General features: G+C 62.3%; 13 protein-coding genes. 11 read left to right on the top strand and 2 right to left on the bottom strand.

The features are described 5' to 3' along the window. Positions 1-63: 63 nt before the first annotated feature. Both AC19YS_RS06115 and AC19YS_RS06110 read right to left on the bottom strand, forming a co-directional pair. Positions 64-768, bottom strand: a complete 705-nt coding sequence (locus AC19YS_RS06115) for a DUF3142 domain-containing protein (RefSeq protein ID WP_500601202.1) — start codon at positions 766-768, stop codon at positions 64-66. Next, entirely contained in the window at positions 765-2930 is a 2166-nt protein-coding gene (locus AC19YS_RS06110) for a PA5441 family protein (protein WP_500601201.1), read from the bottom strand. The genes AC19YS_RS06115 and AC19YS_RS06110 overlap by 4 nt, the downstream gene beginning before the upstream one ends. Before the next feature lie 287 nt (positions 2931-3217). Here AC19YS_RS06110 and AC19YS_RS06105 point away from each other — a divergent pair, with 287 nt between their 5' ends. The 11 genes from AC19YS_RS06105 (at position 3218) to pgaB (ending at position 17714) form a co-directional block, all read left to right on the top strand. Further along, complete coding sequence (locus AC19YS_RS06105) at positions 3218-4831, top strand: glycosyltransferase family 39 protein (protein ID WP_500601200.1); 1614 nt, start codon at positions 3218-3220, stop codon at positions 4829-4831. A 170-nt stretch (positions 4832-5001) separates the two neighbouring features. Then, complete coding sequence (locus tag AC19YS_RS06100; RefSeq protein ID WP_500601199.1) at positions 5002-5247, top strand: DUF2789 domain-containing protein; 246 nt, start codon at positions 5002-5004, stop codon at positions 5245-5247. 268 nt (positions 5248-5515) lie between these two features. Then, positions 5516-5935 carry a MarR family winged helix-turn-helix transcriptional regulator gene (locus AC19YS_RS06095; RefSeq protein WP_119738340.1) on the top strand — a complete coding sequence of 140 codons (420 nt, stop codon included), beginning with the start codon at positions 5516-5518 and terminating at the stop codon, positions 5933-5935. Continuing rightward, positions 5932-8010 (top strand): FUSC family protein, encoded by a 2079-nt coding sequence (locus tag AC19YS_RS06090; protein WP_106577318.1) that lies wholly within the window; start codon positions 5932-5934, stop codon positions 8008-8010. The genes AC19YS_RS06095 and AC19YS_RS06090 overlap by 4 nt, the downstream gene beginning before the upstream one ends. Further along, positions 8007-8216 carry a DUF1656 domain-containing protein gene (locus AC19YS_RS06085; protein WP_016969155.1) on the top strand — a complete coding sequence of 70 codons (210 nt, stop codon included), beginning with the start codon at positions 8007-8009 and terminating at the stop codon, positions 8214-8216. The genes AC19YS_RS06090 and AC19YS_RS06085 overlap by 4 nt, the downstream gene beginning before the upstream one ends. Further along, positions 8213-9121: an efflux RND transporter periplasmic adaptor subunit gene (locus AC19YS_RS06080; RefSeq protein WP_119738338.1), complete on the top strand. Its 909-nt coding sequence runs from the start codon at positions 8213-8215 to the stop codon at positions 9119-9121. Before AC19YS_RS06085 ends, AC19YS_RS06080 begins: the two co-directional genes overlap by 4 nt. Beyond that, positions 9118-10566 (top strand): efflux transporter outer membrane subunit, encoded by a 1449-nt coding sequence (locus tag AC19YS_RS06075; RefSeq protein ID WP_169367941.1) that lies wholly within the window; start codon positions 9118-9120, stop codon positions 10564-10566. Before AC19YS_RS06080 ends, AC19YS_RS06075 begins: the two co-directional genes overlap by 4 nt. 80 nt (positions 10567-10646) lie before the next feature. After that, positions 10647-11279: an NADH:ubiquinone oxidoreductase subunit N gene (locus tag AC19YS_RS06070; protein ID WP_119738334.1), complete on the top strand. Its 633-nt coding sequence runs from the start codon at positions 10647-10649 to the stop codon at positions 11277-11279. Between the two features lie 149 nt (positions 11280-11428). Then, complete coding sequence (locus AC19YS_RS06065; RefSeq protein WP_500601197.1) at positions 11429-12925, top strand: YdgA family protein; 1497 nt, start codon at positions 11429-11431, stop codon at positions 12923-12925. A gap of 298 nt (positions 12926-13223) precedes the next feature. Next, positions 13224-15704 carry a poly-beta-1,6 N-acetyl-D-glucosamine export porin PgaA gene (gene pgaA, locus AC19YS_RS06060; RefSeq protein WP_500601195.1) on the top strand — a complete coding sequence of 827 codons (2481 nt, stop codon included), beginning with the start codon at positions 13224-13226 and terminating at the stop codon, positions 15702-15704. A 12-nt stretch (positions 15705-15716) separates the two neighbouring features. Then, positions 15717-17714 carry a poly-beta-1,6-N-acetyl-D-glucosamine N-deacetylase PgaB gene (gene pgaB, locus AC19YS_RS06055; protein ID WP_500601194.1) on the top strand — a complete coding sequence of 666 codons (1998 nt, stop codon included), beginning with the start codon at positions 15717-15719 and terminating at the stop codon, positions 17712-17714. Positions 17715-17716: the final 2 nt, after the last annotated feature.

Below are 17716 nucleotides of genomic sequence, written 5' to 3'. Positions count from 1 at the left end.
CGTTGTTGCGTCAGCCATCGCCTTCGCGAGCAAGCCCGCTCCCACATGGAATCCGTGCGTGGGTCACGGATTCTGCAGAAAAACTACATACCCGCGAAACCACTCATTCCCCTTCAAATACCCCGGCGCCTCCCACACCCCACCCTGAATCAATCCCACCTTGAATGGCAGCCCCAGCCGGTTCATGCGCGGTAAATACGCGGCGTAATCCGGGATGCTGTGGCGCCCTTGATACGTCTGCACCACCACTTCATCCACCACGCCTTTGAGCTGGGCGATGGCGCTTGGGTCGGCGTTGCTGCTCCAGTCCATCAGCCCGGTGATGCTCAGCTTCAAGTCGGCGGGCAGGCGGTGGCGCAGGTCGCGCAGGAAGTCGGCGTATTCGTTCAGGTATTGAGTGCGGGCGTCGAAGTCGATCTGAATGCCGACCACCGGGTTGCCCGCGTCGCGCCAGCGTTGCACCTGGCCGAGCAGTTGGGTGTAGACCTGTTCTGGCCAGTGCAAGGTGTGGGCGCGGTAGACCACCCAGACTTCGCCCCGGGTGAGGCGTGGTATGCCCAGGCCCTGGGCGATCAGTTGCACGCCGCGCTCGGGGGCGCGGCGGGTGGAATTGATCTGGCCTTGCAGGATGTACAGGGTGTTGGCCTGTTTAAGCACCGGTTGCGGAGTGACGCCACTCCACAACCAGAAGGCGTCGTAGTCGCGAGCATCCACGGCGCCAAAGGCCGGGCTTGCCAGCAGGAGCAAGCCGAGCCACAGGTGCTTCACCAGTAGTACTGCAGCGATTTGCCCCACTGGGTGTCGGCGAAGCCGCTTTTGAGCTGGCGGAACCAGGCCTTGCGCACGGCCGGTTCAACGTCATCGCCGCCGCAGCTGTTGTAGCCGGCCGGTGCATAGCAGTTGATGGCACGGAACAGTGCGTAGGCTTTGTCGTTCTTCGGCGCCTTGGCGTTGGCGATCACCTGCTTGTAGCCGTTGAGCCGCGAAAAGGTTTCACCTGGGAATTGCGACGCGGTGCTGCCCAGGCTGCCGGCGGCGCGTGTCTGCTCCAGAGGCATGCCGTCGAGGTTATTGCGCAAGATGAACTCACCGAAGCAGTTCAGGGCTTGCGGGTTTTTCGCGTCGGTTTGCAAGGTGGCGGCGGTTTGCGCGATGGCCGGGCAGCTGTAGCCGGACTCGGCTTTTTCACCGTTCCACTGGAACAGTTTCAAGCTCTGGCCGCCGCTGTAGACATAGCCCAGGCTGGTGCCCAGCTTGTCTTCAGGGGCCGGCGTTGGCAGTTGCTTGAGGTCGTCGGCGAAGGTGGCGAACTGGCCGCGCAGCAAGTCTTTATAAAGCAGCACGAATTGCGCGGTCTGGCGCTCGACCGGATCGTCGGCCTTGGCGATCTGCTGGCGCAGCAAGTCAGGCCCGGCGACGTTGCGCAGCAGGATATAACGCACTTGCTTGGCGCTGATCGGCGAATCGGCGGCGAACACCTTGGCCAGCTGGCCGCTGCGTTCATAGTTGAGTGCCAGGGCCAACTCCAACTGGTCGCGTTGCAGCGGCAAGTTGGCCAGCGGCAGCAGTTGCAGCCACAGGTCCTGTGCGCCTTTCCAGTCTTGCTTGGCCTCCAGGGCCAGGGCGCGCAGGGTTTGTTGGCTGAAGGCGAAGTAGTTCAGGCTCGACGGCACGCTGTGCGGCAACTGCTTCAAGGCGGCATCCGGTTGATGCTCGACGTACAGCGCGCTCACGGCTAACAAGTAGTCGTAAAACGCCGGTTCATCGGCAAACGCTGCTTTTTGCTTCTCAAGGTCTGCGCGGCTGAGGGCCGGCTGGTTGCCGCCACGCATGACCATCAGGTCGCTGACGAGTTGGATCATCGGCGTCTTGACCGTGTCGCTATTGACCATCAACAGCTTGAGGTCGGCCTCTTCGACCAATTCATCCACCGACACATTGCGCTGCTCGTCGGTAGCCTGAGTCAGTTGCCAGGCAAAGGCCTCGGCGAGTTTTTCGTTGTCGTCCGCCAGCCAGTACACCCGGCGCAGCAAGCCGCGCGCGGAGGCGCTGTACTCGCCCTGTGGATAAGTTTTCAGATAAGCGTCGAAACCCTTTTCGGCCTCGGCAAGCGCGGGTTTATCCACACGGTCAAGGTGCGGCACGCCGTCTTCGTCATAGGTGTTGGCCTGGGCCTGGTTGAGTGCGTTGCGCGCGGTCATGTACAGCGCGGTTTCTTTCAGCCAGGGCGAAGCGGCGTTCTGGGTGGCGACGAAGCCAGGCCCGGAGTCGGTGAAACGACCTGCGTAGAAATCGGCGGCGGCTTGCAGGTACGTGCGAAACAACTGACCTTCGGTCGACTGGATATCTTGCGACGGCTCCACCACCGGGCCTGTCCATTCACAGGTGGTGAGCAATTGCAGGCGCGCCTTCACCAGCAGATTGCGTTCGGCGGCCGGCATGTCGGCTTTGACCACCTGGCTGATAAACGCGGCGGCGCTGTTGTCGTCGTTGCTGCGGCAGCGGCTGCCCTCGCCATTGAGGAACGCATCGCCAGCAGCTTTAACGTCGTCGCGCTTGATGCCCAGCGGTTCAAGCAGTGCATCGAGCGGCGAGGTTTTGGGGGTGTCGGGCGTGCTGGCGGGCTCGGCTTCGCCACGCGGCACTAGGCGATACACCGGGAACGGCACCGGGCCAAAACCCTCTGCCAGGTCATCTTCGCTCAAGGCATTGGGCGTCAGCGGCGCGGCTTTCTTGTCGGCCAGCAACAAGCGCAGGTTGGCCCGGCTGTCATTGCCAGGGCTCAGGAATGGCAGATTGTTGCAGGGGTCCAGCGTGTCACGCGACACCCGCCAGTCGGGGTAACACGAGTCGTCCGAACTGGCCTGGGCCGGTAGGGAAATGCCGGCAAGCAGGGCCAGTGCCAGGGGTGACAAAAAACCGATGCGCATGACGTGTCCTTGATCCTGAGTCCTTGGAGGGTGCTAATCATAGCTTGATCCGACAGCCGCTTCGGTGAAGGCCTACACAAATTGCTGATTTGTCCGATTTTTGGCCGTGGCAATGCTCAGCGAAACCCAGGTGCAGTCGCAGGTCCATCAGGTACCAGTCAAGTGCTGCAGCGTGCCGCCCAACGGTTGTAAAACAGCGAGCGAAAACGGGGCTTTTGTCCTAGAGTGGCGCTTGTTTGCGCATGTGCAGGTTTTTCCCGGAAACGGGCAGTATCAGGGGAATTGAGGTGCGACGGTCTGTGGTAGAGCAAGACGACAAAGTTGGGGCATTTCACGCGGTCAATCGCCTCTCGGGCGCCTGGGAAGGCGCCGGTTGGCTCAGCCGGTTGTGGTGGGTGCCGATTCTGGCGCTGGCCATGGCCGTGCGTTTCTATGGCCTGACCGCTTCGGCGATCTGGGGCGACGAAGCGTCGAGCCTGCTGCTCAGCGAATACGCCATGGAGGACCTGTGGTTTCACGCCGCCCATGATGTGCACCCGCCGCTGTACTTCTTCATGCTGCGCGGTTGGATCGAGCTGTTTGGCGATGGTATCTGGTCGATTCGCGGCATGAGTGCTCTGCCCGGCGCAGCGGCGGTGGGGCTGGGCATCTGGCTCACGCGACAGCTGTCCACGCGTCGTGCGGCGGTGCTGGCCGGTGTGCTGCTGGCGTTGTTTCCGACGGCGGTGCGTTACAGCCAGGAAGTGCGCATGTACTCACTGCTGGCCGTGTGGTTGCTGGGCGCCACGCTGGCGCTGGTGTACTGGACGCGACAGCCCGAGCGCACGCGTTACCTGGCCGTCTATGTAGTGCTGATGGCGGCCGGGTTCTACACCCACTATTTCACCGCGCTGTGCGTGTTGGTGCACTGGGCATACCTGGGCGTGTTGTGCCGCTCACAGGCGCCCGGCCAACGCTTGATCATTCGCCCGTCGTGGTGGTGCGCCAATGCGCTCATTGTGGTGTTGTACCTGCCGTGGCTGCCGAACCTGCTGGACCTGACGCAGCACATTGAACAGCTCAAGGTTGGCGGTGATATTGGCTGGGAAGACCCGGTTTCGCTGATTTCCGTGCCGTCGATGGTCTGGCAGTTCATGCTTCAGGATGAAGGCATCGGCTTTTGGCCGCCGCTGTTCTGGCTGTTCCCGCTGCTGTTGATCGCCGTCGTGGGCATCGCGGCTTGGCGTGATCGTGAGCGGTATCGCCCGGCATGCCTGCTGGCGCTGTTTTTTCTGCTGCCGCTGTTGCTGGTGTACGGCGTCTCTTTCATTTCCCCGGTATTTATCGAGCGCTACCTCACGGTCTACGCACTCGGGTTGCCGATCCTGATGGCCCTGGCCATCGACCGCCTGCCCAAACGCCTGGCATGGTTGGGCGCGGCGTTGTTTGTGTTGTTCGTGGGTGTGGAACTGCTGGGGTTGAAGAACAACGCCACCGTGGATGCGCATGATCAATTCAACGTGCCGGTGGAGTTCGTTAACCGCAACTATCAGGAAGACGACCGCATCGTCCTCAGCGATATGCTGTGGTACTTGCCCTACGTGTATTACGACGAAACCGACGCCCAATTGCAGCTCTACACGCCCCCCAAACCCGACGGCACGCCGACCCGGCCGAACGCCTACGGTTTCGGCACGTTGGTGGATCAGGACGGCGGGCGTATTTACCTGGACCGTTTGTCGGCATTACCGGCCGATACGCACCGTGTGTGGCTGATCAGCAGCACGGAAATGCCGGATGAGTTCGCGCCGATTCCTGCCGACTGGCGCCAGCTTTTGCAGCAGGACGGCGGCGGGGCACGGGCGCGCTTGTTTGTGCTGTGTCGCGGGCCAGAGCCCTCGCAGCCCGAGGGTTGCCGTTAATCAAGCATCGGTATTAAGTACATGCCCGGAACGCCTGTCCCGGGCCAACCCCTTCGAAAACACTCAGCGGGTTTACGACTTCGTTGATGGCACAGCGGTGCGTCACGCGGTTGTTGGCCTGGCTGGCGCCTGGACTAGACTCACAGAAACCCTCTTCATAGGAGCCTGCCATGGAATCGCCAGTGCACAGCTTGCCGTCACTGTTCAAACAGCTGGGGCTGCCGGATGACCCGGTGAGTATCGAGCAGTTTGTGACCGTTCATTCACCGCTCAAGCCTGAGCTGCATCTGGCGGATGCGTTTTTCTGGACGGCCAGTCAGCGAGCGTTTTTGCGCGAAGAGATTTTGGAGGATGCCGATTGGGCGGAAGTGGTGGAGCAGCTGAGTGTGTTGTTGCGCACGGGGCGTGAGGGGTAAAAATATCGGCCTCAGCGGCGTTGGGATTTTGCCGACGGCTTGTACCGATGACCTTCAGGTGCGACGCCAACGCTGACCCAACGTGGGAGCCAAAGTGGAAAAACCAGCACACTCACTCAAACCCGCTTTACTTACCCACAGCACCCCGCGCCACCCATCAAAAATTTGTTTCAAAACTTGACTGCTTTGGATGCATCCACCATATTGATAGTTAGCAAACTAACTGTATGCGAACAATCCAGTGCCTCATACCCTCGAACAACTCCAGATGAACCTCAGCAGCAGCATGGTGGTGGGCGCCCGCAATTGGCGCAAAATCTGCCAGACCACGCTGGTGAGCTACGGTATTTCCGAAGCCTGCGCCGTGCCCTTGTTGATGATCGGCCGCTTGGGCGACGGTGTGCACCAAGTAAAAGTCGCCCAGGCCTCCGGCATGGAAAGCCCCTCGCTGGTGCGCCTGCTCGACCAGCTGTGCAGCGGCGGCTACGTGTGCCGGACCGAAGACGTGCATGACCGTCGCGCCAAGGCCTTGAGCCTCACCGAGCGCGGCCGCGAGCTGGTGCAAGCGGTGGAAGCGCAGCTGGTGCGCCTGCGTCAGGAAGTGCTGGCGGACATTGCCCACAGCGACCTTGAAGCCGCCCTGCGCGTGCTGCGGGCGTTCGAAGCGGCTGGGGTTGCATCGCCTTGAACGGATTTTTTACCGGTTTTCCGCCAGCCCGCGATTGGTTCTACGGGGTACGTACGTTCGCAGCGTCAATGATCGCGTTGTACATCGCCATGCTCATGCAAATGCCACGTCCGTACTGGGCGATGGCCACGGTGTATATCGTCTCGAGCCCGTTTGTCGGTCCTACCAGTTCCAAGGCGCTGTACCGCGCCATCGGCACCTTCATGGGTGCAGCGGCGGCGGTGGTGTTTGTGCCGATGTTTGTGCAGGCGCCGTACGTGCTGGTGGTGGTGATTGCGTTGTGGACGGGCATTTTGCTGTTCCTGTCCATGCACCTGCGCACCGCGAATAACTACGCGCTGATGCTGGCCGGCTACACCTTGCCGCTGATCGCGTTGCCGGTGGTGGATAACCCGCTGGCGGTGTGGGATGTGGCCGAGGCGCGCACCGAGGAGATCTTTCTCGGTATCGCCGTGGCGGCGGTGGTGGGCGCGATGTTCTGGCCGCGCCGCCTGATGCCGGTGTTCGATGGCTCGGTGACCAAATGGTTTGCCGATGCCCAGGTCTACAGCCTGCGGTTTTTGACGCGCAACGTGCAGCCGGAAGAGGTCAGCACCTTGCGCGGCGGCATGGTCGCCACCTTCAACACCCTGGAATTGATGATCGGCCAGTTGCCCCACGAAGGCGCGCGGCCGCAGACCGTGCGCAACACCAAGGAACTGCGCGGGCGCATGATTCACTTGCTGCCCGTGGTGGATGCGCTCGACGACGCACTGTACGCCGTCGAACACCGCGCGCCGGAGTTTCTCGACCGACTCACGCCGGTGCTGGAGGCAAGCCGGCAGTGGCTGGAAAGCACCGTTGAAACCGCCCCGCTGGAAAGCTGGCGCGTGCTGCGTGATCAGGTCGATGCCCTGCAGCCCCAAGGCGAAGCGCTGGATGATCGCCACACGTTGCTGTACTCCAACGCGCTGTATCGCCTCGGCGAGTGGATCGATCTGTGGCAAGACTGTCGCAGCCTGCAGGCCGCCATCCAGTGCGAAAGCCAGGACACCTGGCGCGCGGTGTACCGCCACTGGCGCCTGGGCCGGCTGACGCCATTTCTCGACCGGGGCTTGATGTTCTATTCGGCGTTTTCCACCGTTACCGCGATCATCGTCGCCTCAGTGCTGTGGATTTTGCTGGGCTGGACCGACGGCGGCAGCGCGGTGATCCTGGCCGCCGTGGCCTGCAGTTTTTTTGCCTCGATGGACGACCCGGCGCCGCAGATCTACCGGTTCTTTTTCTGGACCGCAATGTCGGTGCTGTTCGCCAGTCTTTATCTGTTTCTGGTGCTGCCTAACCTGCATGATTTTCCGATGCTGGTGCTGGCGTTTGCCGTGCCGTTTATTTGCATCGGCACGCTCACCGTGCAGCCGCGTTTCTACCTCGGCATGCTGCTGACGCTGGTCAATACCTCCTCGTTCATCAGCATTCAGGGCGCCTATGACGCAGACTTCCTGAACTTCGCCAACGTTAACCTGGCCGGCCCCGTGGGTTTGTTGTTTGCCTTTGTGTGGACGTTGATTGCGCGGCCGTTCGGCGCCGAACTGGCGGCCAAGCGCCTGACCCGTTTCAGTTGGCGCGACATCGTCACCCTGACCGAACCTGCGACCCTCGCCGAACACCGGCACATGGCCGCGCAAATGCTCGACCGCCTGATGCAGCACCTGCCGCGCCTGGCCCTCACCGGCCAGGACACCGGCATCGCCCTGCGCGATTTGCGTGTGGCGCTGAACCTGCTCGACCTGCTGGCCTACTCGCCGCGTATCTACGGCGTGCCTCGGGTATTGCTCAACCAGGTGGTGGAAGGTGTGGGCGGTTACTTCAAGGCCTGCCTGAAGGCGGGTGAACGCTTGCCCGCGCCGAGCGGTCTGCTGATGACCCTGGACCGCACGCGCCGCGCCCTCAACGGGCAAGGCCTGCAAGACGAAGACGACACCCGCCTGCATCTGCTGCACGCACTGGCCGGCTTGCGCCTGTCGTTGCTGCCTGGCGTGGAATTTATTGGCGGCACCGAAATGGAAGCGCCGCTGCCTGATGGAGCGCCTTTATGATCGGTGATCTGGATATCAGCGGGGTGTTCCTGCCCACGCTGCTGGTGCTGATGGGCATTACGTACGTGTTGTTTCTGGTGGTGCACGGGCTGTTGACGCGCATTCACTTCTATCGCCTGGTCTGGCACCGGGCATTGTTCAATGTGGGGCTCTACGCGCTGTTGCTGGGCGCGGTGGACTCACTCAGTCGATATCTGATGACATGAAAAAACCTTTTTTGACCATCGGCCGTGTTGTCCTGACGTTATTGATAGTGACCTTCGCTGTCGTCGTTGTGTGGCGCATGGTCATGTACTACATGTTTGCGCCCTGGACCCGTGACGGGCATATCCGTGCCGACATCGTGCAGATCGCCCCGGACGTGTCCGGGTTGATCCAGCAAGTCGACGTGCGCGACAACCAGTTGGTGACCAAGGGCCAGGTGCTGTTTGCCGTGGACCAGGACCGCTTCAAGCTGGCCCTGCGCCAGGCCCAGGCCGCCGTGGCCGACCGCCAGGAAACCCTGGCCCAGGCCAACCGCGAGTACAAGCGTAACCGCGGTCTGGGCAACCTGGTGCCAAGTGAGCAACTGGAAGAAAGCCAGTCCCGCGTGGCCCGCGCCCAATCGGCCCTGGCCGAGGCGCAGGTGACGGTGGACGCCGCCCAGCTCAACCTCGACCGCTCGGTGATCCGCAGCCCCGTGGACGGCTACGTCAACGACCGTGCGCCGCGCAATCAGGAGTTCGTCACCGCCGGGCGCCCGGTGCTGTCGGTGGTCGACAGCAACTCCTTCCACATCGACGGTTACTTTGAAGAGACCAAGCTCGACGGCATTCACGTCGGCATGGCCGTGGATATTCGTGTGATCGGCGACAACGCGCGCTTGCGTGGCCATGTGCAAAGCATCGTTGCCGGTATCGAAGACCGTGACCGCACCAGTGGCTCCAACCTGCTGCCCAACGTCAACCCGGCGTTCAGCTGGGTGCGCCTGGCCCAGCGGATTCCGGTGCGCATTGCCTTTGATGACGTGCCGGCGGACTTTCGCATGATCGCCGGGCGCACAGCCACGGTGTCGATCATCGATGACAAGACCGCCGCCAAAGACAACGCGCAGCAGGGAGAAACACCATGAAACCGGCGGCGTTGCTGGCCACGGCTGGCTTGGGTTTGCTGCTGTCGGCCTGCCAGGTGGTAGGCCCGGATTACCAATTGCCGGACAAGGCCGCTATCAACCGTGGCGACCTGCAAGGGCAGATCGCGGGCGAGGGCCACAACGTGGTGTCGGCGCCGGTGCCGGCGGACTGGTGGAAGCTCTACAAAGACCCACGCCTGGATGAGCTGGTGCGTCAGGCCATGGCCTCCAACACCGACCTGCGGGTGGCTGCCGCCAACCTGCAACGCGCGCGTTTCCAGACCCAGGAGGCTGAATCGGCAGGCGGCTGGAGTGCCGGCGCCAAGGCTGAGGCCCAACGCTTGCAGGAATCAGGTGAAGCGTTTTTGCTGACTGAAAAAGTCCCGGTTGGCAACATCGGCAGCGCCAGCATCAGCACCTCTTACCAGTTCGACCTGTTCGGCACCCTGCAGCGCGGCATCGAAAGCGCCCAGGCCACCACTGACGCCGCCCAGGCCGCCGCTGACATCGCGCGCATCACGCTGGTAGCGGATGTGGTGCGCTCCTACACCCAGGTGTGCGCGGCCAACGAAGAACTGGCGATCGCCAACGAGTCCCTCGACCTGCAGGCCCAGAGCACCAAACTGACCCAGCGCCTGCGCGACGCCGGGCGCGGTGATGAAACCCAGGTGACGCGTTCGCAAACCCAATACAAATCGTTGCGCGCCGACATGCCGCGCTACGAAGCATTGCGCCAGGCGGGCTTGTTCCGGTTGTCGATGCTGCTGGCCAAGCCGGTAGACCAACTGCCAGCGGGCACCGGCACCTGCGCCGAGCTGCCGCACATCGCCCAGTTGCTGCCGGTGGGCGACGGCGCGACCCTGCTCAAACGTCGCCCCGATGTGCGCCAGGCTGAGCGCCAACTGGCCGCCGCCACCGCGCGTATCGGCGTGGCCACCGGCGCGTTGTACCCGGACATCAGTATCGGCGCCACCGTGGGCACAGTGGGTCTGCTCGATGACTTGGGCACGCCGGCCACCAACCGCTGGGGCTTTGGCCCGTTGATCAGTTGGTCGGTGCCGACCAACGGCGCGCGTGCGCGCATTCATGAAGCCGAAGCCGCAACCCAGGGCGCCCTGGCGCACTTCGACGGCGTGGTGCTCAATGCCATCCGCGAAACCCAGACCGGCCTTGCGCAATACACCGCGCAGTTGCAACGCCGCGACGCGTTGGCCGATGCCGGCCAGTCTGCCAAGGAGGCGTCGGAGCAGACGCACCGCTTCTTCCAGGCCGGGCGCGCCTCGTTCCTGGCCGACCTGCAAGCCACGCGCACCTACACCGATGTGCGCGCGCAGCTGGCGGCGGCGAACACCCAGGTTGCCATGAGCCAGATCGATCTGTTCCTGGCCTTGGGCGGTGGTTGGGAAAGCGGACGAACGCAAGCGTCACAGGCCAGCAAACCCTGAGCTAAAAGCTATGCTTTGTCAGTGAGTCGCGGTGGCGGCTCACCTGACACTGCTCGCGTTTGCTCATGGGGATTCCAATAATGAAAAACCCTTATGCTCCCGCTTTCTGGTGCGTGTGCTTCGCACTGGTGTTGTTATCGGCTGCCTATTTCTACGGCGTCATGCTTGCCCATCAAATCGACAAGGCCATGGTGTTTCTCGACAGCGCGTGCCTGGTGATTGGCACGTTGTCCATTGGCGTGGTGGCGTGGGCGTCGTATCAAAATCAACGGGTGAAGAAAAAACTGCTCGAACAAGGCAAGACCCGCGTGGCGATCTGGGACACCAAAGTTGCCTTGCGCCGCGTCGAAACCGTGTTCGACCGCTATTTCTGGGGCAGCTACTGGCAGCCTGGGCGGACCTTCCAGGAAGTCATGGGCGAACTCACCGGCACCCCGCTGGAAAAAAGCCTCGAAGCCCTGAAAAAACAGTGTGTGCTGCTCGACCAGCAGGTAGCCGACGGTAGGCATTGGCTGAATAACGCACGGGAATTGTCCGACGTGGCCAACGCCATGGCACGCGAGCGCTACCAACTGGACTTCTGTAACCCCAAGGCCGACACCCCGGGAAACGCTGTCATACACCGCGAATTCGAGGTGTTGGTGTACACCTGGACCGCCCGTTTGAAGAGTTTTGATCATCAACTCGATGAGATTGAATTGGAGTACTCGTGAACCAACGGTTGACCTGACCCCTCTGAAAAGCTGGGCCGTTCGCGGCCGCCAGTGCTAATCTTCCCCCGTTTTCGGCGGGTTTGAGCCAACCCCTCTTGGGGGTTCAAGGAAGACAGCCCACTTCTCACAGGATTTGATCAGGTCACTTCATGAATAAGCCAGCAGTTGTTCTTTTGGGTTTCGTTGTCGCCGTCGGCGTCGTCAGTGCAGGCGGCGCCTGGTACACCGGTAAGCAACTGGAGCCGGTGCTGCAGACCGCGATCCAGAACGCCAACAAAGAACTGCAGACCTCCATGGCCGGCGTTGACGGCAGCGTGAACCTGGAGCTGGTGTCCCTGGACCGTGGCCTGTTCAGCAGCACCGCCCACTACCGCCTCAAGGGTCAAAGCAGCGTATTCGGCGAAGAAAACCCGAACCCTGAGCTGCTGTTTGTCGACCACATCGAACACGGCCCGCTGCCGTTTTCGCGTCTGGTGTCGCTGAAATGGCTGCCGGTCATGGCCACCAGTCACTATGAGCTGGAAAAGAACGCCACCACCGAGAAATGGTTCGCCGCCAGCAAAGACGTGTCGCCGCTCAGAGGCGTGGCCAATATCGGTTACAACCGTTCGGTCGATGGCAACGTCGAACTGCTGCCTCTGGAACTCAAGGACGACAAGTCCTCGGTGAGCTTCTCCGGCGCCAACCTGGACTTCGACGGCACCGCCGAAGGCCAGAAGGTCAAGGCTGAAGGTTATATGAACAGCCTCAAGGTTGCGGTGATCGATGCCAACGGCGCGCCTTTTGAAGCCGAACTGTCCGGCCTGACCGTGGCCAGCAACCTGGAGAAGACCACATTTGGTTTCTACACCGGGCAAAACACCGTTGAGCTGACCGACACCAAAGTGACCTTCGGCCCGCAGAAAGCCGTGCTGACCCTCAAGGGCTTCGAGCAGAAAGACACCAGCGAGACCAAGGACAACAACCTGGCCGGCCGCGTCGATTACAAAATCGATGAGATCGGTTACCAGGGCAAGCCTGTCGGTTCGGCCGCCATGGCCCTGAGCATGAAAAACGTCGACATCCCGGCCATGCTGGTACTGACCAAGCTTTATCAAGACAAGATGCAACCGGTGCAAGCCGCCGCCGCTGCCGGCCAGCCCGTACCTGAGCTGCAACTGACCGAAGCCGAGCAGACCCTGGCCGAGGCCAACGTCAACCAGGTGCTGGCTGCCAAGCCACAAGTGGCGGTGGAAAACCTGTCGTTGAAAACCACCCACGGCGAAAGCAAATTCAACCTGGTGGTCGACCTGACCAAGCCGGCCTCGATGGAGCTGCCGCCGGTTGAACTGGGCAAGCAAGTCATCGCGCTGCTGGATGCCAACCTGACCCTGTCCAAGCCAATGATCGGTGACGTCGCTGCACTGCAAGCGCAAGTGGGCGGCGTGACCGACCCTAAAGCCATCGAGCAGCAATCGCAGATGGCGGCCGAGATGGTCAGCGGCATGGCCGTCGGCACCCAGTTGGCTACCCTGGTGGGCACGGATGTGGTCTCCAAGCTGCATTACGCCAACAATGAAGTGACCTTCAACGGCCAGAAGATGACGGTTGAGCAATTCATTGGGTTTGTGATGGCCAAAGCCGGCGCGGTCAGCGGCGCGCAGTAAGATTTCTTACATCAGTAAGAAATAAGTAATGGGGGAGCAGGGTTGCCTGGGGCAGCGGTCAAACAGTCGGCATACGGGCCGGTGGTGACCGGTCAGCCCAGGCAAGTCTGCTCCCCCATTGGCTTTTCTGTTGCCGGGACAATTCTGAACAATTGTTCCGAATTGGACTTTTCCCTACATTCATAGGGGATAGTTCCTACAGGAAAGCTAGGCCGGGTCATCAGACGCCGGCACCCTGATGCAAACCGCTCAGGACCACCTATCGTTACAGCTTTCCGCGTGTAAGGAAGCTCACGATATGTTGCGAAACCTACCCATCAGTGCTTCAGGCCGGTTGCGACTGCTCATCGGGGCTGCCTTGTGCAGTCAATTGCTGATGCCCGGCCTCGCCCTGGCCGATCCGGCCTACGACGCGTTGATTATTCAGGCGCGTAACGGCAACTTCACGCCGGCCCTTACCCAACTGCGCCAATTACCTGCCGAACGCCAGACGCCAGGCCAGATCAGCGATCACATTGTGATTGCCGGCTGGGCCGGGCAAGACGCCGAAGTGCTGAAGGTGTACGAGGCGCAAGGTAAGAATCGCAACCTGACTACCCAGGCGCTGGCCACGGTTGCCCGTACCTATCGCAATCAAAAGCAGTGGCCACAGGCCCTGGCGGTTTATCAGCAGGCGCTGCTGCGTGAGCCGAATAATATCGACCTGCAACTGGGCCAGGCCCTGACCCAGGCCGACGGTGGCCAAACCAACGAAGCGGTGCAACGCACCCGCGCTTTGGTGGCGGCGCAACCCAATGACCCCAACCGCCGCATGGCCCTGGGCTACGCGCTGACCCGCGCGGGCTTGAACTACGACGCGCTGTTTGAGTTCGACCAGGCTTTTATCCGCGCGGGTGACAAACCCGAAGTGGTGCGCGAATACATCGTCGCCCTGCAAAAGGCCCGTTTGCCGGAGCCGGCCCTGCGCCTGTCGGCCAAGCATCCAGGCGTGCTCGATGTTGTGACCCAGCGCCGCCTGGAAGGCGACCTCGCCGCCGAACGTGTGCGCATGGCCGAGTACGCCACGCGCACCGAGAAAGAACGTTATGTGGTCGCTGATCGCGCCCTCAGCGACTACGACACGCTGCTCGCCCGCTGGACCCCTGACCAGAGCGCCCATGACGACGTGGTGCGCTGGCGCATCGACCGCCTGGGCGCCCTCAAGGCACGCGCGCGCACCGCAGAGGTGATCCGCGAGTACGAAACCCTCACTGGCGAAGGCGTGCAGTTACCGACCTACGCCTTGCGCTGGGTGGCTGCGTCCTACCTCGACCAGCGCCAGCCGGAAAAAGCCGAGCCGTTGTACCGCCAGGCGCTGACGGCACCGGATGCCGATCCCGGTGACCACGTCGAAGACAGCACCGCATTGTTTTACGCCTTGCTCGAAAGCGACAAGGTGATGCAAGCGCGCGAAGTCGCCAATAACCTGGCCACCAACCAGAAGCCTCGCGTTGAACTCAAGGGCTTGCCCATCGGCAACCCCAACGACAGCTGGATGGACGCGCAGCAACTGGCGGCCCAGGCAGGCACTTACGGCGGTGACCTGCCAGGCAGCGAAACCGGGCTGGAAGCCCTGGTGGCGAAAGCCCCTGGCAACATCGGCCTGCGCCTGGCCCAGGCCGATATGTACCGCGCGCGTGATTGGCCGCGCCGCGCCGAAGGCTCGCTCAAGGAAGTTGAAACCCAGGCCCCGCGTGATATCGGCCTGGAAGTGTCCCAGGCCTACACCGCCATGGACCTGCAGGAATGGCGGCAAATGGACGCGCTGACCGATGACGTGCTGGCGCGCAACCCCGACAGCCGCCAGGTGCAGCGCCTCAGCCGCCTGCGCGACGTACACGACATGGCCGAACTGCGCGTCGAAGCCTACACCGGCAAAAGCTACGGCGGTGGTGGTAACAATGATGTCGGCGCAGTGGCGGGCAGCCGGGACTGGGGCATCGAAAGCGTGCTTTACAGCCCGCCCATCGATGAAGTCTGGCGCGTCTTCGCCGGCGCCGGTTACGCCACCGCAGACTTTACCGAAGGCACCGGCCAGCATCGTTTTCAGCGCGTCGGCGTCGAGCAGCGCACCCGCGACATGACCCTGGAAGCCGAGGTGTCCAACCACTCCTACGGTTATGGCTCCAAGCAAGGCGCGAGCGTGTCGATTGCCCGCGACATCAATGACAACTGGCAGTACGGCGGCAGCCTCGGTTACCTCCTGGCGACCACGCCGCTGCGCGCATTGAATGCCGATGTCACGGCCAACGGCGGCAGTGGCTTTGTCCGCTGGCGCGAGAATGAGAGCCGCGAATGGAAGCTGTCCCTGAGCCCGTCGCATTTCAGTGACGGCAACAACCGGCTCGAAGCGCTGCTTACCGGTCGCGAGGGCATCTACAGCTCGCCGCATGTGCAAGTGGACCTGGGCCTGGAGGTCGGCGCCAGCCGCAACACGAAGGAAGACGTGGTGTATTTCAACCCGAAATCGGACTTCAGCGTGTTGCCCACCATGACGGTCAATCACGTGCTTTATCACCGCTATGAGACCCAGTGGAGTCAGCAGTTCCAGGTCGGTGCGGGCACCTATAGCCAGCGCGATTATTCCACCAGTGGGGTCGGCCTGATCGGCTACGGCCAACGTTTTCGCTGGAACGACGTGCTGGAAACCGGCGCCAACCTGAGCCTGATCAGCCGCACCTATGACGGCGATCGCGAACGCGATCTGCGCCTGCTCGTCGACCTCACTTACCGTTTCTAAAAGAGCCTGAACATGACTGTCCTCAGCCGTTGTTTATTGGTCCTGGGTGTATTGCTGGCCGGCGCCTGCGCCCAGCAACCTGCGCCCTATACCCCACCCGCCGAGCGGCCGACACCTGCGCGTGAAGCGCCGTGGCCGAAGAACCATTTCCTGGGCATTGCCTATCACGACATCGAAGATCGCGACCCCGATCAGGCGGTGGTGGCGGTGCGCACCGAACGGTTGGTCGACCAACTGGCCTGGCTGCGCGAAAACGGCTACCAGCCGGTCAGTGTCGATCAGATCCTGGCAGCGCGCAGCGGTGGGCCGCAGTTGCCGCCCAAAGCCATCCTGCTCAGCTTCGACGACGGCTACTCCAGCTTCTATACCCGCGTGCTACCGATTTTGCGTGCCTATAACTGGCCGGCAATCCTGGCCCCGGTCGGCTATTGGATCGACACGCCGCTGAATAAACCGGTGGATTTTGCCGGCACACCGCGCGCGCGTTCCGACTTCCTGACATGGGAGCAGGTGCGCGAGATTTCCAAGTCGGGCCTGGTCGAAATCGCCGCCCACACTGACGCCAGCCACACCGGCATTCTGGCCAACCCGCAAGGTAACCAGGAGCCGGCCGCCGCAACGCGGCGTTATGACGCCGCCACTGGCACCTATGAAACCGAGGCGCAGTTCCAGGCGCGGATGCGCGCCGACGTCACGGCCATTACCCACAAACTGCGCGCCGTCACCGGCAAGGCGCCGCGTGTATGGGTGTGGCCTTACGGCGCCGCCGACGGCACCTCGTTGGCGGTCGTCGGCGAACAGGGCTACCAGATGGCCCTGACCCTGGACGACGGCCTCGACGACCTCGCCAACCTCAAAAGCAGCCCACGTTTTCTGGTGGCCTCCGACCCGGACGGCGAGCACTACGCCAACGCGATTGTCGGTACACAGGCGCGGACCTCGATGCGCGTGCTGCACGTGGACCTGGATAACGTCTACGACCCGGACCCGGCCCAAGAGGCCCGCAACCTCGACCAGCTGGTGCAGCGCGTGGTCGACATGGGCGCCAGCACCGTGTTCCTGCAAGCCTTCGCCGACCCCAAGGGTGACGGCCTGGTGCATTCGCTGTACTTCCCCAACCGCCATCTGCCAGTGCGCCGCGACTTGTTCAACCGCGTCACCTGGCAACTGCGCACCCGTGGCCACGTGGCGATCTACGCGTGGATGCCAGTGCTGAGCTTTGCGCTCGACCCTTCGTTGCCGCGTGTCACGCGAATGGACCCGAAAACCGGCCAGGTCGGCCTCGACCCGGACCAGTACAAGCGCCTGTCGCCGTTTGACCCGGCCGTGCGCCAGCAGATCGGTGAGATCTATGAGGACCTGGCGCGCAACACGGCCATCGACGGCGTGCTGTTCCACGACGACGCAGTCCTTTCTGATTTCGAAGACGCTAGCCCCGCTGCGCTCAAGGCCTACGCCGCCAACGGCCTGCCGGGCAGCATTGCCGCGCTGCGTGCCGACCCTGCCGTGATGCAGCGCTGGACGCGTTTCAAGAGCCGCTACCTGATCGACTTTACCCAGGAGCTGGCCGCCAAAGTGCGCGCCATCCGTGGGCCGCAGGTGCAGACCGCGCGCAATATCTTCGCCGAGCCGATGCTCAACCCGGCGAGCGAAGCGTGGTTCGCGCAGAACCTCGATGACTTCCTCCAGACCTACGACTGGACCGCGCCGATGGCCATGCCGCTGATGGAAGGCGAGACGCTGAAAAACTCCAACGCCTGGCTGGAAAAACTCGTGGCCACCGTCAAGGCTCGTCCCGATGCCTTGCAGCGCACCGTGTTTGAACTGCAAGCCAAAGACTGGCGCACCAAAGACGCACCCGATATCGACGGCGCGCAGATGGCTGAATGGATGGGTGTGCTCAAACGCCAGGGGGTCAGGAGTTTTGGCTACTACCCGGACAACTTCCTGGAAAACTCGCCGGACCTGAAGACGGTACGTCCGGCCCTGTCCAACCAATGGAACCCTTGACC

It is taken from the genome of Pseudomonas sp. MF08831 (assembly GCF_059862645.1).
Note: the sequence above shows the minus strand (reverse complement) of the source record. Positions and strands in the feature narration are given on the sequence as shown.

What these genes read in the sequence shown, in the direction of transcription:
- AC19YS_RS06110 (WP_500601201.1), bottom strand. Translation starts at nt 2,930, where the DNA reads ATGCGCATCGGTTTTTTGTCACCCCTGGCACTGGCCCTGCTTGCCGGC.
- AC19YS_RS06100 (WP_500601199.1), top strand. Translation starts at nt 5,002, where the DNA reads ATGGAATCGCCAGTGCACAGCTTGCCGTCACTGTTCAAACAGCTGGGG.
- AC19YS_RS06095 (WP_119738340.1), top strand. Translation starts at nt 5,516, where the DNA reads ATGAACCTCAGCAGCAGCATGGTGGTGGGCGCCCGCAATTGGCGCAAA.
- AC19YS_RS06085 (WP_016969155.1), top strand. Translation starts at nt 8,007, where the DNA reads ATGATCGGTGATCTGGATATCAGCGGGGTGTTCCTGCCCACGCTGCTG.
- AC19YS_RS06080 (WP_119738338.1), top strand. Translation starts at nt 8,213, where the DNA reads ATGAAAAAACCTTTTTTGACCATCGGCCGTGTTGTCCTGACGTTATTG.
- AC19YS_RS06075 (WP_169367941.1), top strand. Translation starts at nt 9,118, where the DNA reads ATGAAACCGGCGGCGTTGCTGGCCACGGCTGGCTTGGGTTTGCTGCTG.
- AC19YS_RS06070 (WP_119738334.1), top strand. Translation starts at nt 10,647, where the DNA reads ATGAAAAACCCTTATGCTCCCGCTTTCTGGTGCGTGTGCTTCGCACTG.
- AC19YS_RS06065 (WP_500601197.1), top strand. Translation starts at nt 11,429, where the DNA reads ATGAATAAGCCAGCAGTTGTTCTTTTGGGTTTCGTTGTCGCCGTCGGC.
- pgaA (WP_500601195.1), top strand. Translation starts at nt 13,224, where the DNA reads ATGTTGCGAAACCTACCCATCAGTGCTTCAGGCCGGTTGCGACTGCTC.
- pgaB (WP_500601194.1), top strand. Translation starts at nt 15,717, where the DNA reads ATGACTGTCCTCAGCCGTTGTTTATTGGTCCTGGGTGTATTGCTGGCC.